Source organism: Amphibacillus xylanus NBRC 15112 (assembly GCF_000307165.1).
Lineage (GTDB): Bacteria > Bacillota > Bacilli > Bacillales > Amphibacillaceae > Amphibacillus > Amphibacillus xylanus.
This window is the reverse complement of sequence record NC_018704.1, coordinates 1,307,588-1,331,682: the sequence shown is the minus strand read 5'-3', so window position 1 is coordinate 1,331,682 and position 24,095 is coordinate 1,307,588. Positions and strand designations below refer to the sequence as shown.

The following is a 24,095-nucleotide window of genomic DNA, read 5'->3' as shown; positions in this document are numbered from 1 at the left end:
TTGTTATATATTTTTTTATAGTCGTTGTTTAGGCGGTTGAAAAATAGTTATGATAAATATTGAGGTGAGAAAATGGCGAAGTTACATGCACATATGATTATTTCTGGTCGGGTCCAAGGAGTTGGATTTCGTTTTACAACGTTGCAGCTCGCTGATAAATATGGTATTACTGGTTGGGTTAGAAATTTGCCTGATAGTACTGTTGAAATAGAAGCAGAAGGAAAAGCTGAGCAGTTATATCAATTTATTGATCAGATTAAAGCAGGACCAAGTCGAGTTGCTAAAGTTAGAAACGTAGAACTTTCAATTTCTGATCAGTTAATTAATTATCGAACGTTTAATTTAAAACATTAAACATAAAAAAGTCGTGTAGCAAATGTACTACACGACTTAAAATTTTTACTCTTCACTTACTTTACTTATTTAATCAAAAAATGCAAAGGAATATTTATTAAATATTTTATATATATTACAAATTTCAATGGATACTTTGTTATAACATCACATGATTTTTCAGTGAGCAAATAAAAACCGCCACCTTTTTCTAGGTAACGGTATAACAGGTTATATTATTTTTCTTCAAAAAAACGACGGTTTAATGCAATGTATTCATGTTCCTCATCAGGAACTTCACTTTCCATAAAGATTGCCTCGACAGGGCAAACCGCTTCACAAGCTCCACAATCAATACAAAGATCTGGATCAATGTAAAACATCTCTTCCCCTTCTTCAATACAATCCACTGGACAAACTTCTGCACACTCACCGTATTTCTCTCCAATACACGGTGATGTAATGACAAATGCCATTATTTTTCCTCCCCCAAAAATAAAATAACAATTACCAAATATGTTGAAGCTGACAATTTTCTTGATCATACTCAATAATAAAAACATCAGGTTTTCTTAATAATCGCCACTGTTTAAATCCATAGCTATGATCAAAATGCCTCAAAAGTATTGATAGTAAATTACCATGTGTTACAAAAGCAACAGTTTCACAGTCATCTTCATCTTGTTTAATTTCCTCTATTAATTCTAATACACGGTTAAGTGCATCATTAGAAGATTCTCCACCTGGCAAAGCATAATCCAAGTCCTCAAAAGAAGTTTCAATAGCATCTAGCCAATCCTCAACAGGCTCTGAGCTTAGAATGCGTTCTGACAAGCGTGAATCCACCACGATTTTAACCCCGGTTTTTAAAGAATAGGGCCTAATTGTTTCGAGTGAACGCATATAAGGGCTAGAAAAGACTTTATCAATCTGATAATCCTTTTCTTCTAAGAATTCAGCCAAGCGATGGGCTTGGTTTATCCCATGGTATGTTAGAGGTGAATCTCTATGCCGGCCTTCAGCTTGACAATGTCTAATCAAAACGAGCTTCTTCATTGGATCATCTCCTAAACAAGCATTATACTTACCGTCGTTATCAGAAAGTCATATGTTGATGGAAAATTAATTCAATTCTGTGAAGTATTCTTTTTTGAAACCGCCAATCCGGTTAGAATTGTCAATGATAAAATAAAATTCATCGGTCTCATTTTTTACTGGGTAACTCTTACCTGGTGTTAGCATATTGTTGACTACAAATTTCTTTGCGTCTGCATGCACACACTTGATTGTTTTAATGGTATCTTTATTTTCCCAATTTTTATGAATCAATGTGTACAGCCCTCCTTATTATGTCTCTTTACTTACTATTTTAGCACGTTTTTACTAAAAAAATAACCATTGTTAGCAATATATCGACATAATAGTTTAATTATTTATGTTTTTCCTAGATAACTCAGCAAAACTTGTCTGATTAGTAACTAAATTTAGATTTCCTATTTATCAAATAAACGTTTATACCTTCCATAGCCCTCTGCTTCTAATTTATCCTTAGGAATAAATCTCATCGCAGCTGAGTTAATACAATATCGCATACCACCTTGTTCAATAGGACCATCATCAAAAATATGCCCTAAATGACTATCAGCAGTTTTGCTTCTTACCTCTATTCGTCTCATACCATATGATGTATCTAATAATTCTTCTAATTCATTTTTATTAATTGGTTTAGTGAAGCTTGGCCAACCACAGCCGGCATCATATTTATCCAATGAAGAGAATAATGGTTCACCACTTATAATATCAACGTAAATACCATCTTCCTCTAGATCGTAATATTCATTCTCGAACGGACGTTCAGTTCCATTTTCTTTTGTCACATGGTACTGAATCGGCGTTAATTTCTTCTTTAATTCTGCTTGAGAAAACTTTGGCTTCCAATGTTGATTAATAAAGTCCTCTCGACCAGAGCCCTTCTTATAAAGCTGGTAATGGAATCGATTTTTCTTATAGTAGTCTTGATGATTATCTTCAGCACGATAAAAGGTCTTCGCCGGTAGTATCTTCGTAACAATCGGTCGATCAAATTTCCCCGATGCTGCTAATGCTTTTTTTGATTTTTCTGCTATTTCTTTTTGTTCTTCATTGTGATAAAAGATAGCTGTTTGATATGATTCCCCACGGTCGTTAAATTGACCTCCAGCATCTGTGGGATCAATTTGTTGCCAAAATAATTCTACTAACTTCTCATATGGAAAAAGATTTGGATCATATGTGATTTGTACCGCTTCATAATGACCTGTTGTATGACTAGCTACCTCTTCATAAGTTGGGTGCTCTTTATTTCCCCCAGTGTAACCAGAAATGACTGAAATAATACCTGGTTGTTCATCAAACGGCTCAACCATACACCAAAAACAACCACCAGCAAATGTAGCGATCGCATGATTATTCATTGACATATTGTTTTCCTCATTTCCTAGAGTTTCTCTTATTGTATGTGGATACCATTCAATTATCAAACAAATAGCATAGGTGCATGATAGTTTACATTATTCTCTTCAGACATCGTTTCAATTTTAAATAAATTATCGCCCTTGGTATTCTTGTCTTCAATTTTGATTGCTACCGCTTCTTGCTTTTTTGTTGTTTTTGGTTCTTCTTTTACTTCTTCTACTTCTTCTATACCTAAAATTTGATCAAGTAGATCTGTATCGCCATCAGTATTCTCAGCAAGATCACTGTTTGCTACTTCATTAGTTTCCCCTTCATCATCATCTTCAAACTCTTTCATCAGTTCCAGCATCGTTGGTAAATTCTTTATCAGTGGTGCGTACTCTTGAATTTTTGGAGCAATTGATTGAGACATCTTTAAGAAATGTTGAATCTTATCTAAAGTTTCAAATAATCCACCACCAGAGGGATTTAATTTTTTCAATAAGCCTAATAAACCTGAACTAGAACTTTTAGTAGAGGCTGAACCAATTTGCTGTGTATGTTGAATAGCTTGTTGTCCAAGAGTTTGATAAGGTGACCATCGTGGTTGCATTGGTCTCATAGGTTGGAATGGCATTGGAGTATGATAATTTACAGGCATTTGTTTCATGACTTTCCCTCTTTTCATTTTTCCCGTACAATAGTCTACGTGAAATCAATGAAAATGTGATTAAAATCTAATAAGTTAACAAGTCATCATTAAAACAAATGCCTGATTTATTTCCCAGGCAAGCGCATAATAATCAATCAATTGACAGTCTTAGGATACTTAACTGTCACTAATTGACGCTTTGAAGAGAAGTCAGTCGATAGATGCAAGTAGTTTGTTGCTTATGCCAACGTAATTCAAGGATCTCACCAAATCCGATATGTCCTTTTTCTTTATGACGTTTAATCTCAATAGTCTGTTCGATGGGAAATAAATGATAGCCATCAAGCGTAATTTTATAACTATTTGGTTGATCAGGAACGCGTTCTTGCTTACCTTCTGTAACAAGTACCCATTCAAAAGTAATCGGCATTGACATTAACCTTACCTCCTAAATGAAATTATTCTTCTTATAAATTAAATCTAGCAAATGAACCATTAGGTGTTGAAGTAATCTCCAATTTTGCATGAATCTCTTCTTTTAGTTGATTGACGTGTGAAATTATTCCTAATACTCTGTTTGATTGTTGTAATGCTTTTAATGTGTTAATTGCTTGTTCAAGTGTAATCTCATCAAGTGTTCCAAAACCTTCATCAATAAATAATGTATCTAATTGAACCCCACCTGCATGTGCTTGAACAACATCTGCCATGCCTAGTGCTAAACATAGTGATGTTTGAAAGCCTTCCCCACCTGATAGCGTCTTAATCGATCGTTGTTTACCAGTATGTTGATCAAATACTTCTAAATCTAGACCACTTTTCGCACCGTGTTTAGCCAGCTTATCACTGATTTTTAGCTCATATCGTTGATCTGTTAGCTGATTAAGCCGTAAGTTGGCTTGATATAAAATTTCCTCTAAAAATGCTGATAACACATATCGTTCAAAAGACAACTTCAAATGATTATCACCATTTGCCATCTCAGCTAATGCCGACATATCACGGTAATCTTGATCTAATTCAGTATATGCCTCTTTTAAGTCTAATGCTTTATTCAATATCTTTAAATGCCTACTGTGCTTTTCAGCTAATTGTTCTAATAAACGAATAGACGTTTCATGCTCGTTTTTAATTTTCTCTAATTGTTGTTCTATCTCTGTTAGATTTGGTTGTTTGAAGTCTTTTAACTTACTTTCCAATGTATGAATCGTTGTATTTAGCTCATTGACTGATGCGTCATATTGTTTAATTTGAACATCCAATTGTTGACGCTCGTCTTCTTTTAACTTAGCAAGAGAATATGTTTGGTAATCTTTAAATCCAACTCTTCTTAACTGCTCTTTGAATGTATTCTTGGCAGTTAATTGGTTTCTTTGCAGTTGCTCTGTAAACTGTTTTTGCGTTTCGTATCGTGCTTTTAACGTATTTACTTGATCAGTCAGTTGATTCAGTAATTTTTCGTGCTCAGTGTAGTTGCTAAACCATTTTTCTAGTTTGTCTTGCTGATCGTTTAATTTTAATTCCCACTCTTGAAAACTTAACTCCGTATCGGGTTTGTATTGCTTGTAGCTATTCATCTCACCTTCTAATCTTGAGATATCTTGCACTACTTTATTTACTTCAGCTGCTTGTTGTTCAATTACTCGTTCAATCTCTGATAATTGTTTATTTAGCTGTGACTTTGTCTCTTTCAATGATTGGTTTAGTTTAACTGATTCTTCAATCTGTTGTATTTTTAGTGTCAGCTCTTTAACTTTATCTTGAGCTGAATTTAAGATTTGTTCAATTGTTTCTTCTGTTATATCTTCGTAATTTTGATCAAACAATTTAGATAGTTCAATTACGGATTGTTCCATGATGCGATAATCAGCTTGATGATCTATCCATTGACTTTTAAATTTGCTAATTTGTTCTTCTATATGTTCCTTTTTACTAATTAATATTTCTTTCTCTTGATCATGGACTGGATCGTGAGTCGCAATTGCTAACATTGGATGATCTATCGATCCACAAACAGGGCAATGCTCTCCTTCTTTTAATTGTGAAGCTAGGTGACTTGCCACATGCTGCTGATAATTTTTTTCATACGCTTGTAAGTTATCTTGACAGTCCTTTAGTTCCTGTTCAAGCTGTTGACTCTTAAATGATAATTTATCGGTAATTTTTTCTAGCTCGACTAGCTCAACATAATTTTTCTTGAGCTGTTGTGCTTTTTTTAAGCTTTCGTTTGCTAAAGTATATTCATGAGTTAACTTTAGTGATTCTTCTTTATGCTCAATTTGTTTATCTAGCTGTTGATTCGTCTGATTTAGGGTTAGTTTGAGCTGTTCATAATTGGCCTTTTCTACATTAAGTTGCTTAGTCAAACGATCATGGATTTGTTGTTGGGCTCCAAGCTTTGATTCTAAATCAATATATTTTACCCATGCTTCTGTCTGACGTTGCTCCTCCCGTAAAATCTCTTGCTCTTTTAATTTTTCAGGATAAGTTACTTGGATTTTTTCAAACTGTGCTTTGCTTTGAGTGTAATTTTCTTGTATACCTTTGAGCTCTTGTTCTAATTGATTTAGCTTTGTTGTTTCTAATTCAGCTTCTTCTGTTCTTATATTAAGTTGTTCTTCATACACTTCTAACTTGGCTGCTTTTTCAGCTAGTTGAAATTTATCCCTCAAGCCATTAATCATTTCTGCTTGCTGTTCTAACTCAGTTTTCTTATTAATCGCGTCATTTAGTCTTTGAAATTCATCATTTAATTTCATTTGTTCATGATAATATGATTCGGCATCAGCTAGAGCTGCTTTTTGTTTTTGATAATTTTCGGTTGCTATTTGATGATTTGTATCCAAGTGGTTAATCAATAGTTTTAATTGATTGATTTCTTCATCTTGTGTCCACTGTTCTCTAATGACTTCATCTACATCCCATTCAACAAAACTAAGTTGATCAGTTATTTGGTTTTGGAATGTTTTTAATTGCTGCATCATATCCTTTGACTTTGTTATTAATGTATTTGTGATGCTCTGATAAACATGAGTTCGAAAGATTTTTTGTAGAATTTTTTCTCGTTCGTTACTATTTTCACTGATTAGCTTTCTAAACTCACCTTGTGGGATCATAATCATTTTTAAAAACTGATCATAATCGAGTCCAATAATATTTTCTATCGTTTCATTGACATCTTTAATTCGACTCGTGATTAAATGCGATTCTTCATCTCTTATTTGATAAAGACTTGCTGATTGTGGTTCTTCAACAAAACCTTCACCACGACTTTTCGGGCGTAGTTGTTTAGGTTTTCGGTTAATTATATAAGTCGTATCTTTAATCGCAAATGTTAAACTAACTTCCGTATGATCTTCAACAGAAGCAAAGTCACTTCTCAAATTATCGTGATCACGATCGCTTCCACTAGCTCGACCATATAAGGCATAGCATATGGCATCAAAAATTGTTGTTTTTCCAGCTCCTGTTGGACCAGTAATTAAGAAAATTGATTCATTTCCTAGTCGTGTAAAATCAATCGTTTGTTTCTCTTTAAAGGGTCCAAATGCTACAAATGTTAAGTTAATTACTCTCATATTATTGTTCCCTTTCCTTTTGATTGATTTGATTAATTACTGATTGAAGCATTTGTTTTCTCTTTTCCGTCAGTCGTTGATCAGTGAGTTCAAAGTAAAAGTCTTCGAACAATTCTAATTCAGAACGTTTTTGTCTTTGTTTCATTCGTTCAAGCTCATTTAATCCTCGGGCAGATTGTTTAGTTATCTTTTCGAGTCGCAATATATTCGGGAATTTCTTTCTTAACTGTGTAATGGGATCAAGAATTTGTCCATCGTCTAACAATTGAATATGTAAATAATCTTCGGACGCTTCGTATTCTGGACCATTAAGTAATTGATCAAAATAATCAGTTAAAACACGAAGATCGTGCTTTGGTTTCAGCGGAATTCGTTCAAGGCTGATCTCACCTTGGTCATCGAGTTCAATTATTGTCATTGATTTTGTTTGGTTTGCTTCTGAAAATGAATATTTTAACAGTGATCCACTATATTGAATGTGGTCAGAACTAATTTTTTGCGGTTGATGAAGATGACCTAATGCAACATAATTAAAGTCTTTAAATAGACTAACTTCTATATATGGGCTACCACCAATCATTGATAAACGGTCTTCAGAATCAGACGACATACCACCTGCTAAAAAGGCATGCGCTACACATACATGTCGTTCATTTGGATTCAGACTTTCTTTTATTGACTGAATGACTGATTCCATTGCAATTTGATGTGTAGTGATTTCTTCATCTGGATAATATTTTTGAACATCAGCAGGTTCAAAATATGGAATTAAATAAAAATGAACAGGTCCAAATCGATCATAAATCGTTATCGGTTCAATTGGTAACACAAATTTCGACTGTATATATAATTGATGATCGCGAAATAGCTGACTACCAAAATGTAGTCGATCTGGACTATCATGATTGCCTGAAATCATTAAAGTTGGTATTTTAAAATCTGTCATTAATCTCGTTAAAGTTTGATCTAATAAATCGACCGCTTCTTTTGGTGGTATCGCACGATCATAAATATCACCAGCGTTTATAATCAGATCAGGCTTATAATCTTCAATAATTTGAAAGAACTGCTCTATGACATAGCTTTGATCATCGGTCATATGTACGCCATTGACGATTTTCCCTAAATGCCAATCAGCAGTATGTAAGATACGCACCATTACTCAATCCTCTCATTTTTAAACTTATAGAAAACAATGGCTTCAGCGCGTTTAACATCAATTAGCTGAAGCCATTTGTATCTTAATTATAAATCTTTTTTACTGACTAACTTCTATATAGTCGTCCCACAACTTCTCAAACAAATTGATTGCTTCATTGAATGGACTACTCCATTCCAGATAATCACTGATTTCATTATATGAAGTACTATGTTTAGGAAATCCATGATCATCATAAATCCAATCGGCTAATTGTCGCTCTAAAGAGGCTTTTTGCGCACCACGATAGCGCATCATATATTGGTAAAATGATTGCATATTGAACCTCCTATCCTTTAATTGCGATCATACTGTAAAAAGTAATAATCATAAGGGTTCTCAGCGTTTTTTATACCTTTTTCCTTAGACGTTAATCGCCAATCAGACAAATCAAACTTAGGTAAATGAGTATCACCTTCAAATTCGTGATCAATATATGTGATATATAGTCGATCCGCATACGGGAAAAATTGCACGTAAATTTCCGCACCACCAATGACGATAACTTCTTGATCTTCAAATTGTTTGATATATGCTAATACATCATCAATATGATGGAAAACATCACAGCCTTCTGCTTTAAAATCACGATTTCTTGTTAAAACAACATGATGGCGATTTGGTAATGGTTTTTTAAATGATTCGAACGTTTTACGACCCATTATAATCGTTTTACCTGTTGTCATTGCTTTAAAGAATCCTAAGTCATTAGGAATATCCCACGGAATCCAATTGTCTTTTCCAATTAGATAGTTTTTATCGTTGGCAAATATCATTGACAGCATATGCTCAACTCCTATACAGCAATAGGTGCTTTAATTGCTGGATGTGATTGGTAATTATTTAACGTAATATCTGAAAGCTCAACATCAAAAACTGATTTAAGCTCAGGATTTATTTCAAGACTTGGTAATGGTAGACTTTCTCTTGATAACTGCTCTTTAATCTGCTCAACATGGTTTGAATAAATATGTGCATCTCCAAGTGTATGAACAAACTCACCTACTTCAAGGCCACATTCGTGTGCGATTAAGTGTGTTAATAATGCGTAACTTGCGATATTAAATGGTACACCTAAGAAGACATCAGCACTTCTCTGGTAAAGCTGACATGATAATTTACCATCAGCTACGTAAAATTGGTAAAGTGCATGACATGGGGGTAATGCCATGTTTTTTGGTACATCTTCAGGATTCCATGCAGTGACAATATGTCGACGTGAATCAGGGTTAGTCTTAATCTGCTCAATGACATTTTTTAATTGATCAATTGTCTCATTTGTTGAGGTACGCCAATCTCTCCATTGCTTTCCATAAACAGGACCTAACTCACCATATTTTTTAGCAAATTCATCATCTGCAATAATGCGCTCTTTAAAACTTTTCATTTCTGCTTGATAAAGCTGATTAAATGCTTCATCTGCTAAACTTCTATTCCCAAAGTCCGTCATATCAGGGCCAGTATATTCATCACTTTCAACCCATCGTTTAAATGCCCATTCATTCCAAATATTATTATTATTTTTTAGTAAATATTGAATATTTGTATCGCCACGGATAAACCAAATAAGTTCAGTAGCAATTAATTTAAAATTAACTTTTTTAGTTGTTAATAATGGGAAACCTTCCTGTAAATTAAAGCGCATTTGCGCACCAAAGATAGAATACGTTCCCGTTCCAGTTCGATCATCTTTTTTAGTACCTTTGTCGAGAATTTGTTTACAAAGGTCTAAGTAAGCTTGTTCATTTTTAGACATCTATTTTCCTCCCTAAATCAAATACCATACATTCATATTACAGAAGTTTAACATTACGTTCAAGAATCATTTATTATTAGATCAATGAATACACTTAAATTAACAAGTATTTTATCATGATCATGACAAAGGAGGCATTTAAGTTTTATGGCTAAAAATATTGTTAAGCAATCTGTTGCTTACAGTTATATTATCAGTCAACCATTTGCCACTTATATCGATGCCTATCCCATGTTACAAAGTCAATGGTTAGCTGAACAAGAACTTCAACATATGTCATACGGTGACCATAGTCAAGTTGTCCGTGTCATCCAGCATAAGTTAAATGATCTCAAATATTATGATGAATCAATTGACGGTGAATATGGTTTATTTACTGAGTATGCATTAAAAAAATTTCAAGCTGATCATGCGCTCATACCTGATGGCTCAATCAATCAAGAAACTGTAGAAGCAATTATTAAAGCTGAGCAGAATTATTATTTAGAAAAACTCTCATCTATCGACTACCCTCTCTATTATGGCACCTCTTCTGACGAAATTAAAGCTTTACAAAGAGCCTTATTTTATCTTGGTTATTATGATGATCAGTTTGACGGTATTTTCGGACCTATTACCGAAACAGCTTTATTAAATGCGCAACGTGCGTTCGGACTTGAAGAGACACCAGCTGTGACAATAGAGCTTGTTGAAACAATTCAACAAGAAACTCAGATTACAACACAAATAAAAGAAGATATTAGCAATAATATCGCTCAAGACAATACAAATGAATCCGTTAAAAAAAATACAGGAAATAATCAAATTGAGCACGTTATTCAAAATGCAAAGGATCAAACGGGAGTTCGGTATCAATGGGGTGGAACTTCTCCTTCTGGATTTGATTGTAGTGGGTTCGTTCAATATGTCTTTAATCAACAGTCGATCTCGGTACCGAGAACCGTATCAGAAATGTGGAATCAAACGAAATCTGTTGATCAACCATCAGTTGGTGATTTAGTATTTTTTGAAACTTATAAACAAGGCCCTTCCCATGTCGGCATTTACTTAGGAAATGGCCAATTTATTCATGCGAGTGAGTCAAAAGGTGTCATGACTTCAGCACTTAGTCAAGATTATTGGCAAACAAGATATTTAGGTAGCAGACGAGTTCAAATTGAATAAGACCATATATTTGTCTTTATTGACTAATTAAACCGAATTATAGTTAAAAAAATACTCAATCAGCTTGACGTACGGCTGTGAGTGCGCTAACATTATGATAAGCAAAGAAGATGACTGGGATCTATTTTTAAGCCTTAATTGAAGTGGTGTAGGAATCGATCCTACCCTTCATTAGGGCTTTTTTTGGTTATCTTATTTGTACTACAGATCTCAAATAGCAATGGTTTGAGAAAATTAGGAGGATTATTTACATGCAAAACGGTGTAGTAAAATGGTTTAATGCAGAAAAAGGGTATGGTTTTATTCAATTAGAAGAAGGCGATGATGTATTCGTTCATTATTCTGCAATTCAAGAAGAAGGTTTTAAAACGCTTGAAGAAGGCCAAGAAGTAACTTTTGAAATTGTTGAAGGTGATCGTGGTCCTCAAGCAGCAAATGTTGAAAAAAGATAATACAACTTCACGGTGGCTATATAGTCACCGTTTTATTTTGAATCAAAGGTTGTGGTTATATGTTGGAAATATATATTGATGGAGCTTCAAAAGGTTATCCTGGACCAAGTGGTATTAGCTTTATCATAAAAAGTGGTAAAGTAAGAGTTGAAGGTCAAAAATATATCGGTGAAAGTTCGAATCATGTAGCAGAGTTTCAAGCATTACTGTTTGTGCTTGATTATTGTCAGCAGGAGTTTTTAAGTGAAATCTTGTCAATTCGCTCTGATTCCAAACTTTTAGTTGATTTAATTGATAAAGGTAAATATAAAAAAGAGCCCTTTGCTACATTAGTCGAACAAGCGATTGCAAAAATGGCACATTTTCCTTATTGTTTTATTAAATGGATTCCAGAAAGTCAAAATAAGCATGCAGATCGTCTAGCAAAACAAGCGATTCATTTAAAGGCAGAATCAATTAGAAAATACCCTTCTGCTTAAGAATTTGAATGACTTCTTGTTTTGTTTTAACTTGATGTTCGTTTAATACTTCTAATAAGCTAATATAAAACGAACCATTAAAAGAGAATTTTAATTTTAAAGTCTTTTCCAACGCGATACAGGCTAGCCACTCATCAGCGTTAGTGTATTTCTTGGCAAAGTAAATAAACCGAACCTGTTCATCAGTCAGCTTAAATCCTTTATCCCATAGTTTCTCAATGTAATCTGCTAGAGATTGATAGTATTTCACAATCGATCCCCTACTCCCAAACACATTTAATCTCTAAATCTACTTTTAGTATAATATAGTTTATTAAAAAAGAAAAGATCTACAAACATGTGTTCTTAACAAAAAAGTTTTAGCTCAATCAAGTCAATTTAACCTGTTGAGCTAAAATAATCATTACTTAAAGTTGATAAATATCTGTATATTTATTCGTTAAATATTTGATTAGATAATCTGGATTTAGACCTTCTCCTGTTACCTCTTCAATAAGTTCTAACGGTTGTTTCATCTTGCCATGGCGATGGATTTTCTCAGTTAGCCAAGCCTTTATTGGTTCAAAATCACCTAAACGGATCATCTGGTCCATAGAAATATCTTTTTCAATCGCATTAAATATTTGCGCAGCATACATATAGCCTAAAGCGTAAGTTGGGAAATATCCAATATCGCCTGCAGCCCAATGAATATCCTGTAACACACCTTCAAGATCATTCTCTGGACGAATGCCTAGATATGCCTCCATTTTGTCGTTCCATGCTTTTGGTAAGTCTTTAACCTTTAAATCACCATTGATTAGTTCTTTTTCGAGCTCATAACGGATAATGATGTGTAATGAATACGTTAGTTCATCTGCTTCAATCCTAATCATGCTCGGTTTTACTTCATTAATTGCTTTAAAGAATTCATCAAAGTCTACTGATTGGAAACTGTCTGGTGCATGTTCTTTAAATAACTTAAAGTGACTTTCCCAGAAAGAGCGACTTCTTCCAATAAAATTCTCCCAAAATAGCGATTGCGACTCATGAATCCCCATTGATGCGCCCTTTGCTAATACGGTTTGATGCAAATCAGGATCAATATTTTGCTCATAGAGTGCATGTCCACCTTCATGAATCGTTCCAAATACAGCTGTTCTAAAATCATTTTCATCATAGCGTGTCGTTACACGAACATCATTTGGGTTAATGCCGATTGCAAATGGGTGGATCGTTTCATCTAAACGACCTGCATCAAAATCATAGCCCATTTTATCAAGCACTGCTAAAGAAAATGCTTCTTGAGCCTGTTTAGGAAACGGTTTTTGTAATAAACTTGCATCCACAGTTACATTAGCGTTGTTAATTTGCTTTACTAATTTGATTAAAACTGGTTTTAATTGATTGAAAACACGATCTAATATTTCAGTCGTTAAACCTGGCTCGAAATCATTTAACAAACCATCGTACAGATTTTCTGTATAACCTTGATATTGAGCGAATTTTTTATTCATTTCAACTAATTTTTCTAAATATGGTGCAAGAATCGAAAAATCACGTTTTTCTCTTGCTTCCTGCCACGCTGTTTCTGATTTTGAACTGAGTCGAATAAACTCAACTACTTCTTCAGTCGGAATATTCTTTTGTTTATTATAGATTCTTTCACATTCTTGTACTGACTTTTCAATAATCGGTGATATATTTGATGTCTTTAGTTCAGTAATTAATTGTTTCATTAAATCTGATCGTTGTAGCTCGGTAACTTTCTCAGAGAGTAAGCTGATTGTTTCTGAACGTTGATCCATACCCTTTTTTGGTGCATGCGTTCTTAAATCCCAATGAATTAATGCGATTGCCTCTGAATATGCAGTAATTTGTTTCATCAAATCAATAAATTTTTGTTCAGACGTTGACATATTAATCATCCTCTCTTATATGTTTACCAAAGTATTGGTAGTAATCTACTTTTATAAAGCCATTGAACAGCTTCCGTTTTTTGGTCGCTTTTTTGCCATAAAGTTTTTCGAAATTTTCGTTAGAGGTTAAAATATAATTACTCCAACTTTGATTTCTATTCATCGCTTGACCAAGTTGTTGATAGATCGTTTCGACTTCCGCTTGATTATTTAATCGTTCTCCATATGGTGGATTAGTAATTAAGTAACCATTATTTTCTTTCGGGTGGAAGTCCGCTGCATTCATTTGCTTCCAATTAATTAAATCGGCAAGTCCTGCCTCTATCGCATTTTGTTTCGCAATCTCAATCATTTTAGGATTAAGATCTGAACCAGTAATATTAAGTTTCTGATCATAATTAGCTAACTGCTCAGCTTCTTCAAATGCTTCGTCCCATAATTTCTGATTAATAAAGCTCCATTCTTCACTGGCAAACTCCCGATTAAAGCCCGGTGCAATATTTTGACCGATTAAAGCGGCTTCAATTAAAATGGTTCCTGAACCACAGAACAAATCAACTAATGGAAATTCTGGACGCCAATTAGTTAATTGTACTAGTGATGCTGCTAGAGTTTCCTTTAATGGCGCCTCCCCTTGTCCTACACGATAGCCACGTTTATGCAAGCCTTGTCCAGATGAATCAAGGGTTAAAGTGACCTGATCTTTTAAAAGCGCCACTTCAATGCGATACATCGCACCAGTTTCAGGCATATTTAATGCAACACCATGTTTTTGTTTTAATTTTTCTGCTACAGCTTTTTTAACGATTCTTTGGCAATCAGATACACTATATAATGTAGACTTGACTGATTTCCCGATTACAGGGAAAGCACCATCTTCAGGAATGTAATCTTGCCAATTTAATGCTTTTGTCGATTCAAATAGCTGATCAAATGTTTTAGCCTCAAATTCACCTACAATTACTTTAACACGGTCAGCTGACCTTAACCAAAGATTACAACGTGGAATCGCAGCTAAGTCTGCTTCAAAAATGACTTTTCCATTATCAACTGTAACATTTTCATATCCTAATGCACGAACTTCATTCGCAACAACTGCTTCTAAGCCCATTGCTGAAGTAGCTAGTAGTTTTACTGTTTTTATCATTATTTCACTTCTCTTTTCAAAATTTTTAATAAAAAACCTTCCATCTGACTAGAATTGTCATTGGAAGGTTTTAATCAATATCGTATGACCAATGAATGTTTTATAAGCCATGTTCTGTACTAACGTACTATTACGGTGGTCAACCTTGTACAGTTAGTCGTAATCATCTATCTACGGAATCATTCTCACATGATCCGTCCTTGTTTCGGTTCATTTCCCTAATCCAAGATGCCCCTACCATAATTTGGGTTGCTCGCTCGTGGGGTTTACCCGTTCCACCTAAATCGTTTCCAATTTAGCTACGTCACTGTGGCACTTTTATGGATCAATTGCATATCTATAAAAAGACTTAGCTAATGATCCTGCCGTCAGTTGATTAACAACTGCCTTGATTTATGAATTCATCAAGCACGAACACTACAAGCATCTCAGCCTGTGCGAGCATGGACTTTCCTCTATAAATACTTAGTATTTATAGCGATTACGCAAACATTCATTTATGCGATCTCTCTAACGTCAGCAATAATTATAACATAGGCTTTTGTATTTATCACCTAGTAAATACTACCATATGTTATTCATCGCTATATTTCTTTCCAAAAACTGCTTTTTCTAGATTTGAAACTCGTTTTAATATGTCATAATTCACTTGATGATTAGATGGTGTTACTCGCTTTCTTGGTTGTTCACTTCTAGCTTTTAAGATTTCGTTTTCTCGTTTTAATTGTTCGATCGTTTGATTAAAATATTCGTAATCTTGGATGATGATATCAAGAAATTCATCTACTTCTTCTTGATTGTACCCTCTCATAGCGGTTTTAAAATTTTTATCTAAAATATCTTTAGTTGTCAATTGACTTTGCGCAGCCATAATTTCTCACCTCATATTTTACATAACTCTTCCTTCATTTTTTCAAACTTTAATGTAAATGTCAATGACATTTAAAACGATTGATTATTTTCCTGCATTTCTCGTATGGTGTCATTTAAGTCATCTGACGTCATGTAATAAATCGCATAATCATTTGATTCTCGGTATTTTTTTGCCCTGTCTAGGAAAAAACCTACACTGCCAGGAAATTCTTCGTCAACTACAAGTAGACAACAATCACTTTTTTCAATTAACCAACTATCTCTAGCAGCAAATTGATATGGACCTTTATAATTATCTTCATATAATAATGCATAGTAATCTGCTTCATTAACTAAATGAAAATAAAGCTCTTGGTCTTGCTCTTGCCATCTTACTTCTTGTTGATTGTACGGTGGGATAATCGCATACTTGATATCATAATCAGCTTTTAACTCAAGGACGACTTCACAAGTCCATAATTCAATTCCTATTTGACCAGAGGTTAAAACCCATTCTCCACCATTTTCAATAAATCCAATCAGTCTGTCCTTAATCGCTTTCTTAATATAAGGTAGGCGATCATCCTTAGCTGAACGGATATTCATTTCATAAGCTTTATATCCAGTCACTACCATTGTTTTTTCCATCATATGTTTCCTTTCGTTACCTTCTTCATCTATTTTAACATATCTTATGTAGACATTAAAAAGAGCTGGTTAATGCCAGCTCCTTTTAGACGTCTATAGGAAATTGAACCTGTTTCTAGGTTGTTGGAATGGTTGAACACCCTGACCTTGTCCTTGAGGCCACGTTTGTCCTCCAAATACATTAGTTTGATTAACGACTTGCTGCCATGACGTCGTTTGTGGATAAAAGTGTGTGTTTTGGACTGTGTGATAATCAGTAATCGTTGTATGCGTCGGATGAACGTAATTTACGTTACTAAAGCTTTGTGTATTCATACACTTGTGTTTAGTCGGGCAAACAATTGTTTTTACTGGTCCTTGGCAATTTGGTCTCCGCATTTTAATCCCCTTTCTTATGTTAATTCATAATAGCTTATGATCAACTGTCCTTGAGGTAGCGGGCTATTAGCCATAAAATCAATAAATTACTTAGTGATTAATATTTAATTTGTTGGCACACATAATCAATCGCTTGTACAAGCTCCATAAATTTTTTTGGTTTTTCATCTATATAATAACTATGCAACAAAATGAGTTCGAAATTCTCTCTTGTTGCTTCAATTTGTTGCGGATGAACGATGACTTTTCGACTTTTGACAGCGTCTAAGGCAAGTTCTTCCCATTTTGCAACAAGATTAAAATATGGTTCAGTTTCTGCCTTAACCATTTGAAAAAAGTCTGAATCTCTTGGATCTTCTGGTGCTTCATGATGTAAAAATCGATCTCTTAATTTCAAACTGGCGACTTGCAATTGATCAGTTAGTTTATATAACATCGGCATCTTTCCTTTCACACAGATTCTAACATGTTCGTGAAATTAGGTAAACATGAACAATACAAAAAAGCCAGAAAGAAAAATCTGTTACTGACCTATTATAAAACTTGCTATAATTTTAAGGAGCTTCATTTAATTTTAAGTTGAATATATCTAACTAATACGCTAATTGATCATAGTGCTTCATTATTTGATCGATACATTTTTGATGATTTAAACAAATCATGTAATCGGTATTATAGGAAAGTTTTTTTTCAATTTGAATTAATTGCGTATTTAGCTTAACGAGTCGTGATTTAAATTTTTTTATTTCATTTTTATTTGTCATACATACCCTCTCCTTTTTTGTGCGTATATATTGTATTAATCATCACTTAGCTAAATACCTGCATCATGACAAAACTAGTGAACGTTCAACAAAACTAGTGATTTCTTTACAGATAATTTATCGTAAGTTTTCTTATATATAATTGAAATTATGTTAATAATGCTATTAACTCAACATTTATATGATTCCCTGAAATTATTACTCTATCTTTTTATTTCTCAAAAGAGGTAGTAATCTGCTATGATAGGATCATGCAGGAGGAGATTTAAATGAATTACCCAAATGGAAAAAAACGCTCGGTTCAACTATCACGCAACTTAAACAGTCATAAACAATCATATAGTAATCGAGGTATGTCATTAGAAGAAGATATTAACGTGACGAATCAATATTATCTCACTCATGACATATGTGTGATTCATAAGAAACCTACCCCTGTACAAATTGTCAAGGTTGATTATCCTAAACGTAGTGCAGCTGTCATTAAAGAAGCATATTTTAAACAAGCATCAACAACTGATTATAATGGTTTATATAAAGGGCACTATCTTGATTTTGAAGCTAAAGAAACAAGAAATAAAACATCCTTTCCACTTCATAATTTTCATGAGCATCAAATAGAACATATGAAGGCCATTGTAAAACATAATGGAATTGCTTTTGTTATTGTACGGTTTAAAACATTAGGAAAAACTTTTTTATTAGAAGCAACGAAACTTTTTCCTTTATGGGATCGTCAATATGATGATGCAGGTCGAAAATCAATACCGTATCATTATTTTTTAGATAACGGTTTTGAAATCCCAATCAATTATCCTGCAATCGTTGATTATATTAAAATAATTGATCAACTGTTTTTTTAAGAATGGAGGTCGATGTGCATGACGGAAAATAGTCAATCGCGTGTCGCAAGACGTAAAGCACAACAAAACGAAAAGAAAAATAAAAAATCAGTATGGAAATTAATATTCCAAATTTCAGCAGCTGTAGCAGGTCTCGCTGTCTTGGCGGTCATAATCATAGTTAGCTACTTTATAATTACCACACCAAAATTAGATCATTCATTACTTGGAGACCCTGCGTCAACTAAAGTACTAGATATAAATGGTGACGTGTTTGCTGATTTAGGACAAGAACGACGGACAAAGATTAGCTATGAAGATTTACCAGACATCTTAGTTGATGCTGTTTTAGCAACTGAGGACGTGAGATTCTTTAGTCACTCTGGTGTTGATATTAAAAGAAGTATCGCCGCTGTAATTGCAAACTTAACCGATGGCTTTGGTGCCGAAGGTGGTAGTACAATCACACAACAAGTTGTTAAGAGTTCATTTTTAACACCAGAAAAAACAATGAAACGAAAAATCCAAGAACAGTGGTTAGCACTTCAATTAGATCGAGCGTATGAAAAAGAAGAAATACTAGAAATGTATTTAAATAAAATCTTCTATGGTAACGGTGCATATGGTGTCGCAACAGCTGCTGAGGCGTATTTTGGAATTACCGACTTAGATGAATTAACATTGCCACAAGCAGCATTACTAGCTGGATTACCACAACGTCCTTCTGCGTATGATCCAACCGTTAATCCGGATTTAGCTCAAGAACGTATGAATACAGTTTTAAAATTGATGGTTCGTCACGAGAAGATTACTCAAGAAGAAGCAGATGAAGCTGCTCAAGTTAAAGTAGAAGATATGTTGAATCTACCAGAAAGAAAATCAACTCCCTATCAAGCTTTCCTAGATCAAGTTAGAATTGAAGTTGAAGAAAAGCTTGATGCTGATATTTATAATGATGGTTTAGTCATTCATACAACTTTAGTACCTGAAGCTCAGGAGCATGTTGAATATTTATTATCAGAAAATAGTCCAATTGCTTATCCAGATGAAGAACTACAATCTGGTGTGGCAGTGATTGAGACAACAACTGGTGCAATTCAAGCAATTGGTGGGGGTAGAAACCGTCAAGCTGGTGGCTTTAATATGGCCATTCAAGCTAAACGCCAGCCTGGATCAGTGATTAAGCCCATTTTAAGTTTTGGCCCTGCAATTGAATACTTAAATTGGTCTACTTATCAGCAAATTACTAATGATGGTCCTTTTGAGGTTGCTGGTACAAAACCAGTTACAAACTGGAACGATGAATATGGTGGTACTGTATCTGCACGCTACGCAATGCAACGTTCTTTAAACGTTCCAACACTTCATACCTTGAGTGAAGTTGGCATTGGCCAAGCGACTGAATTTGCTGAACGATTAGGTCTACCGATTCCAGAAGAAGGTCTAAATATTCGTGATGGTATTGGTGGATCAAAATTAAGTGTCTCTGCATTAGACATTGCTGGGGCTTATGCTGCTTTTGGTAACGCAGGTATTTACAACGAACCATATGCAGTAACTAAAGTTATCTTTGGTGATGGTCGTGAAGAAATATTAAAATCTGAACCAGTTGCGGCAATGTCAGATGCAACAGCTTATATGGTAACTGATTTACTTCGTTCAGTCGTTCAAGGTGATGCTGGTACAGGTAGAGCAGCAAATATTCCTGGATTGCCAATGGTAGGTAAAACTGGTACAACAGATAAGAATGTTGACTCATGGTTTGCTGGTTATACAACTAAATTTACTATATCAGTTTGGACTGGATACAGTGATCCGTCTAAATCAATACCAAGTGGATATACGTCAATTTCAAGAGAATTATTTAGACATATAATGGGTGAGTTATCAGCAAACATCGAGACTGAGGACTTTAAGATGCCAGATTCGGTTGTAAGAGTTACAATTGAACGTGGATCAAACCCACCTAAGTTACCAAGTGAATATACACCAGACTCACAAAAGGTCACAGAATTATTCAAACGTGGGTATGAACCAACTGAGCAATCAACTCAATATGAGCGCATTGACCCTGTTAAGAACTTATCAGCAACTTATGATGGAGAAGCGGATCAAATCTTAATTGAGTGGTCACACCCTAACGATGAAGATGTTAATTTTATTGTCAATTATGGTGTTGAGGATGGTTCAAGTAATGAATCACAGACATCAGAGCTTTCATTTACAATTAGTAAGATTGAAAAAGGCAAGACTTACACTATTGAAGTAACTGCTGTTAGTGCTGATAATCCTGATTCTACAAGTGAAACAAAACGAATTGAGATTAGGATTCCAGATGAAGTTATCGAAGAACCTGAAGAACCAGAAGAACCAGAAGATACAGAAGAACCAGAACAAACTGAAGAACCGGAACAGCCTGTGAACCCTGAACAACCTGAGCAACCAGAGAGTCCAGATCCTAACGACGCTGAGAACAATGAACAGCCGGATAATTCAGAAGATGAGACTGAAGATGATGACTTTGGTAATTTTACTAATATAGGTGGAAATGCTAGTTAACTTATTATCAAACTCGCTTAAATATATGATATAAATCAATAAAAACATCTCGACTAAACTTTCAGTCGAGATGTTTTATTTTTGTATAAATGATTAAAAATACTTTTAACACTTGGATTATTTTCTTTTGCCAACTTATTTTATCAATATACATGAGAAAATATTATTAATTATTCTCTTTTTGTCTCATTCTTTTCTGACCTTCACGACAGAGACTTAGTAATTCACAATCATCGCAGTTAGGTGTTCTCGCTTTACAATGATAACGTCCAAAAAAGATTAGTCGATGATGCGTTGCACTCCACTCCTCTTTTGGAACTTTTCGCATTAAAGTCTTTTCAACTTCGAGCGGTGTATCCTTCCAGCGACAAATACCTAAACGTTTTGTAACTCTTTCAACATGTGTATCGACCGCAATTGCAGGGACACCAAATGCTACAGATAGAACGACATTAGCTGTTTTACGCCCTACTCCGGCTAACGATTCTAATTCTTCAAAGGTTTGAGGTACTTGTCCATTATATTCATTTATTAATGTCTCGGACAGCTTTTGGATATTCTTTGCTTTATTCCTAAATAATCCGATTGACTTAATATCTTGTTGTAATTCTTCTAGTGGTACTGATATATAATCATATGGCGTTTTATATTTTTTAAATAAGTCTTTAGTTACCTTATTAACGTGTTCATCAGTTGCTTGAGCAGATAAAACTACCGCAACTAATAGTTCAAATGGATTATCATGTACGAGTTCACACGCTGCATTTGGAAACATTTCAGTCATTACGTCTAGACAATAACGAATTTGCTTTAAATTTAGCATCGGTTCTCTCCTTAAAAATACTGTTAATCCTCTTCTTCTAGCCAATTATAGTAAATTGATGGATCAGCTTTTGGTCTGATGCTTTGAGGATTTTGTTGTGCTTGTCGAAACTGTTTAGAGTGTTCTCTTGCCTGGTCAACTGTACAAATTCCCTTTCTTGACCATTCACTCAAAATCCGATCAATGTATCTAAAGTTTAATTTATTCATCAAAACAGCCTCTCTTAAAGCTGCCTTTATTAAGCTTGGTTCAAGTACTTCATCATCTAGCCATATATTAATCGTCTCAATTTCAAATGGTGATAATGGACGACCAAATTCCTGTTCAAATAAAACAAAAATATTCATTAATTGATCACTTGTATCAATCGTTTCTTTCGGTTCTTGTTGTTTTTGATATAATTTTTTCCACAATGGCTCTAATGAATAACGTTCATTTACGATATCATTTTCTGTATGAAATTCTATAATTGTTAGTAAATCTTTTTGAATCAGCTGTCTAAGGATTTGACTACATTTCTGTTCGTCAATTGACATTAATTCTGCAAGTTTGTATGGAGTTGGGAAATGGACTCCCTCTTGACTAAATCGATGAATATGTAAGATTACAGCTAACTCCTCTTCATCAATTGATAAATATTTATATTTTAGAAATAATGTTTTTGGTATCATCATTTGATCTGACAGCACTAATTGATATAATTCATTCATAATTGTCACCTCTCCCCCATTCTATCACATCTTCTGATTAAAGAACTATATTGACAAGCTCCTGTTTGAGAATTATATAAAAACGCTAGAGAATGATTTAATCACTCACTAGCGCTAGATAATACATTTTATTTTTATGGATATAATCTGTTTAATAATCTTGGGAATGGAATCGTTTCACGTACGTGTTTCACTCCTGAGAACCAAGCAACAGTTCTCTCTAAACCGACCCCGAAACCTGAATGTGGTACACTACCGTATTTACGTAACTCTAGATACCACTGGTACGATTCACCAGTTAAGTTATGTGTTTGATAGCGTTCTTCCATCAATTCAAAATCATCAATTCGTTGTGAGCCACCGATAATTTCTCCGTAGCCTTCTGGTGCAATTAAGTCTGCACATAAAACGACTTCTGGTCGTTCTGGATCTGGTTTCATGTAAAATGCCTTTAATTCAGCTGGGTAGTGTGTAATAAACACTGGTTTATCAAAGTCTTCAGAAATTGCTGTTTCATGTGGTGCACCAAAGTCATCTCCCCACTCAATGTCATCGAAGCCTTTTTCTTTCAAGATCTTAATTGCTTCATCATAAGTGATTCTTGGGAAAGGTGCTTGAATGTTTTTCAGTTTATCAAGATCTCTATCAAGTGTTTTTAATTCTAATTCACAATTTTTTAGTACTGATTGAGCAATATACGTAATATAATTTTCTTGGACCTCTAAACTCTCTTCATGCTCAACAAACGCCATCTCTGGTTCCATCATCCAAAACTCAATTAAATGGCGACGTGTTTTTGATTTTTCTGCTCGGAATGTTGGACCAAATGAGAAAACTTTACCAAACGCCATTGCCGCTGCTTCTAAGTATAATTGTCCACTTTGAGATAAATATGCCTCTTGATCAAAGTACTCTGTATGGAATAAGTCTGTTGTTCCTTCGGCAGATGTAGCAGTTAAAATTGGTGGATCGATTTTGATAAAGCCATTATCATTAAAGAATTCATAAGTTGCACGAATAATTTCATTTCTAATTTTCATTACGGCATGCTGTCTCTTTGATCGTAACCATAGATGACGATGATCCATTAAGAATTCTGTTCCATGCTCTTTTGGTGTGATTGGATAATCAACAGCTTCATGGATCACTTCGATATTTTTCACTTGCATTTCATAGCCGAATGGTGAACGTGTATCCTCTACAATTGTACCAGTAACATATACTGATGATTCTTGTGATAATCCTTTTGCAATTGTAAATACTTCTTCTGTCACTTCAGCTTTTACAACAACTCCTTGGATAAATCCTGTTCCATCACGTAATTGTAAAAATGCAATTTTTCCACTTGATCTTTTATTGGCAAGCCAACCACCAATTGTTACTTCTTTGTTTAGATAATTTTTTACTTGATTAATTGTTGTTTTCACTA

28 protein-coding genes and 1 other RNA gene are annotated in these 24,095 nt (G+C 34.3%); 6 read left to right on the top strand and 23 right to left on the bottom strand.

Features of this window, described 5'->3' with window-relative positions:
- Nucleotides 1-72: 72 nt before the first annotated feature.
- On the top strand, nucleotides 73-354 hold the full coding sequence (locus tag AXY_RS06650) for an acylphosphatase (protein ID WP_015010029.1): 282 nt from the start codon (nucleotides 73-75) through the stop codon (nucleotides 352-354).
- 215 nt (nucleotides 355-569) lie between these two features.
- Here AXY_RS06650 and AXY_RS06645 read toward each other — a convergent pair whose 3' ends face one another.
- From AXY_RS06645 to AXY_RS06595, 11 genes are all read right to left on the bottom strand, one after another.
- Complete coding sequence (locus tag AXY_RS06645) at nucleotides 570-809, bottom strand: indolepyruvate ferredoxin oxidoreductase subunit alpha (protein WP_015010028.1); 240 nt, start codon at nucleotides 807-809, stop codon at nucleotides 570-572.
- 31 nt (nucleotides 810-840) lie between these two features.
- Nucleotides 841-1,389, bottom strand: coding sequence for a histidine phosphatase family protein (locus tag AXY_RS06640; protein WP_015010027.1), 549 nt, complete (start codon nucleotides 1,387-1,389; stop codon nucleotides 841-843).
- A gap of 66 nt (nucleotides 1,390-1,455) precedes the next feature.
- Entirely contained in the window at nucleotides 1,456-1,662 is a 207-nt protein-coding gene (locus AXY_RS06635) for a DUF6501 family protein (protein ID WP_015010026.1), read from the bottom strand.
- 164 nt (nucleotides 1,663-1,826) lie between these two features.
- Nucleotides 1,827-2,792, bottom strand: coding sequence for a peptide-methionine (R)-S-oxide reductase MsrB (msrB, locus tag AXY_RS06630; protein WP_015010025.1), 966 nt, complete (start codon nucleotides 2,790-2,792; stop codon nucleotides 1,827-1,829).
- A 56-nt stretch (nucleotides 2,793-2,848) separates the two neighbouring features.
- Nucleotides 2,849-3,436, bottom strand: a complete 588-nt coding sequence (gene vrrA, locus AXY_RS12280; RefSeq protein WP_015010024.1) for a VrrA/YqfQ family protein — start codon at nucleotides 3,434-3,436, stop codon at nucleotides 2,849-2,851.
- 169 nt (nucleotides 3,437-3,605) lie between these two features.
- A complete protein-coding gene (locus AXY_RS06620; RefSeq protein WP_015010023.1) occupies nucleotides 3,606-3,854 on the bottom strand; it encodes a DUF2584 domain-containing protein in 249 nt (82 codons plus the stop codon).
- 31 nt (nucleotides 3,855-3,885) lie between these two features.
- Nucleotides 3,886-6,996: an AAA family ATPase gene (locus AXY_RS06615; protein ID WP_015010022.1), complete on the bottom strand. Its 3,111-nt coding sequence runs from the start codon at nucleotides 6,994-6,996 to the stop codon at nucleotides 3,886-3,888.
- A 1-nt stretch (nucleotide 6,997) separates the two neighbouring features.
- The gene (locus tag AXY_RS06610; protein WP_015010021.1) at nucleotides 6,998-8,155 is read right to left on the bottom strand and encodes an exonuclease SbcCD subunit D; all 1,158 of its coding nucleotides are present in this window, start codon (nucleotides 8,153-8,155) and stop codon (nucleotides 6,998-7,000) included.
- Between the two features lie 99 nt (nucleotides 8,156-8,254).
- Nucleotides 8,255-8,473, bottom strand: coding sequence for a YozE family protein (locus AXY_RS06605; protein WP_015010020.1), 219 nt, complete (start codon nucleotides 8,471-8,473; stop codon nucleotides 8,255-8,257).
- 17 nt (nucleotides 8,474-8,490) lie between these two features.
- Complete coding sequence (locus tag AXY_RS06600) at nucleotides 8,491-8,979, bottom strand: dihydrofolate reductase (RefSeq protein ID WP_015010019.1); 489 nt, start codon at nucleotides 8,977-8,979, stop codon at nucleotides 8,491-8,493.
- 11 nt (nucleotides 8,980-8,990) lie between these two features.
- Nucleotides 8,991-9,950 carry a thymidylate synthase gene (locus AXY_RS06595; protein ID WP_015010018.1) on the bottom strand — a complete coding sequence of 320 codons (960 nt, stop codon included), beginning with the start codon at nucleotides 9,948-9,950 and terminating at the stop codon, nucleotides 8,991-8,993.
- Nucleotides 9,951-10,097: 147 nt separating this feature from the next.
- Between AXY_RS06595 and AXY_RS06590 the strand changes: the two genes are divergently transcribed.
- The 3 genes from AXY_RS06590 (at nucleotide 10,098) to AXY_RS06580 (ending at nucleotide 12,045) form a co-directional block, all read left to right on the top strand.
- The gene (locus AXY_RS06590; protein WP_015010017.1) at nucleotides 10,098-11,114 is read left to right on the top strand and encodes a C40 family peptidase; all 1,017 of its coding nucleotides are present in this window, start codon (nucleotides 10,098-10,100) and stop codon (nucleotides 11,112-11,114) included.
- Nucleotides 11,115-11,365: 251 nt separating this feature from the next.
- Complete coding sequence (locus tag AXY_RS06585) at nucleotides 11,366-11,566, top strand: cold-shock protein (protein ID WP_015010016.1); 201 nt, start codon at nucleotides 11,366-11,368, stop codon at nucleotides 11,564-11,566.
- A 59-nt stretch (nucleotides 11,567-11,625) separates the two neighbouring features.
- Nucleotides 11,626-12,045, top strand: coding sequence for a ribonuclease HI family protein (locus tag AXY_RS06580; protein WP_015010015.1), 420 nt, complete (start codon nucleotides 11,626-11,628; stop codon nucleotides 12,043-12,045).
- Here the strand turns inward: AXY_RS06580 and AXY_RS06575 are convergent.
- From AXY_RS06575 to AXY_RS12780, 9 genes are all read right to left on the bottom strand, one after another.
- Complete coding sequence (locus AXY_RS06575; protein ID WP_015010014.1) at nucleotides 12,023-12,295, bottom strand: DUF6123 family protein; 273 nt, start codon at nucleotides 12,293-12,295, stop codon at nucleotides 12,023-12,025. The genes AXY_RS06580 and AXY_RS06575 overlap by 23 nt on opposite strands.
- 157 nt (nucleotides 12,296-12,452) lie before the next feature.
- The gene (locus AXY_RS06570) at nucleotides 12,453-13,943 is read right to left on the bottom strand and encodes a carboxypeptidase M32 (protein WP_015010013.1); all 1,491 of its coding nucleotides are present in this window, start codon (nucleotides 13,941-13,943) and stop codon (nucleotides 12,453-12,455) included.
- A 1-nt stretch (nucleotide 13,944) separates the two neighbouring features.
- On the bottom strand, nucleotides 13,945-15,090 hold the full coding sequence (locus tag AXY_RS06565; protein WP_015010012.1) for a THUMP domain-containing class I SAM-dependent RNA methyltransferase: 1,146 nt from the start codon (nucleotides 15,088-15,090) through the stop codon (nucleotides 13,945-13,947).
- Nucleotides 15,091-15,188: 98 nt separating this feature from the next.
- An RNA gene (rnpB, locus tag AXY_RS12395) (RNase P RNA component class B) lies at nucleotides 15,189-15,583 on the bottom strand.
- 81 nt (nucleotides 15,584-15,664) lie between these two features.
- Nucleotides 15,665-15,961, bottom strand: coding sequence for a cell division regulator GpsB (gpsB, locus tag AXY_RS06560; RefSeq protein WP_015010011.1), 297 nt, complete (start codon nucleotides 15,959-15,961; stop codon nucleotides 15,665-15,667).
- 71 nt (nucleotides 15,962-16,032) lie between these two features.
- Nucleotides 16,033-16,590: an SLOG family protein gene (locus AXY_RS06555; RefSeq protein WP_015010010.1), complete on the bottom strand. Its 558-nt coding sequence runs from the start codon at nucleotides 16,588-16,590 to the stop codon at nucleotides 16,033-16,035.
- Nucleotides 16,591-16,683: 93 nt separating this feature from the next.
- Nucleotides 16,684-16,968, bottom strand: coding sequence for a CotD family spore coat protein (locus tag AXY_RS06550; RefSeq protein ID WP_015010009.1), 285 nt, complete (start codon nucleotides 16,966-16,968; stop codon nucleotides 16,684-16,686).
- A gap of 97 nt (nucleotides 16,969-17,065) precedes the next feature.
- Nucleotides 17,066-17,404, bottom strand: coding sequence for a YppE family protein (locus AXY_RS06545; RefSeq protein ID WP_041450128.1), 339 nt, complete (start codon nucleotides 17,402-17,404; stop codon nucleotides 17,066-17,068).
- 157 nt (nucleotides 17,405-17,561) lie between these two features.
- Nucleotides 17,562-17,732: a hypothetical protein gene (locus tag AXY_RS12780; protein WP_015010007.1), complete on the bottom strand. Its 171-nt coding sequence runs from the start codon at nucleotides 17,730-17,732 to the stop codon at nucleotides 17,562-17,564.
- Nucleotides 17,733-18,001: 269 nt separating this feature from the next.
- Between AXY_RS12780 and recU the strand changes: the two genes are divergently transcribed.
- Complete coding sequence (gene recU, locus AXY_RS06540; RefSeq protein WP_015010006.1) at nucleotides 18,002-18,595, top strand: Holliday junction resolvase RecU; 594 nt, start codon at nucleotides 18,002-18,004, stop codon at nucleotides 18,593-18,595.
- Between the two features lie 18 nt (nucleotides 18,596-18,613).
- Complete coding sequence (locus AXY_RS06535; protein WP_015010005.1) at nucleotides 18,614-21,133, top strand: PBP1A family penicillin-binding protein; 2,520 nt, start codon at nucleotides 18,614-18,616, stop codon at nucleotides 21,131-21,133.
- Between the two features lie 166 nt (nucleotides 21,134-21,299).
- Here AXY_RS06535 and nth read toward each other — a convergent pair whose 3' ends face one another.
- The 3 genes from nth to asnS form a co-directional block, all read right to left on the bottom strand.
- Complete coding sequence (gene nth, locus AXY_RS06530) at nucleotides 21,300-21,956, bottom strand: endonuclease III (protein WP_015010004.1); 657 nt, start codon at nucleotides 21,954-21,956, stop codon at nucleotides 21,300-21,302.
- Nucleotides 21,957-21,979: 23 nt separating this feature from the next.
- On the bottom strand, nucleotides 21,980-22,666 hold the full coding sequence (locus AXY_RS06525; RefSeq protein ID WP_041450127.1) for a DnaD domain-containing protein: 687 nt from the start codon (nucleotides 22,664-22,666) through the stop codon (nucleotides 21,980-21,982).
- Between the two features lie 134 nt (nucleotides 22,667-22,800).
- Nucleotides 22,801-24,093 (bottom strand): asparagine--tRNA ligase, encoded by a 1,293-nt coding sequence (asnS, locus tag AXY_RS06520; RefSeq protein ID WP_015010002.1) that lies wholly within the window; start codon nucleotides 24,091-24,093, stop codon nucleotides 22,801-22,803.
- Nucleotides 24,094-24,095 lie beyond the last annotated feature (2 nt).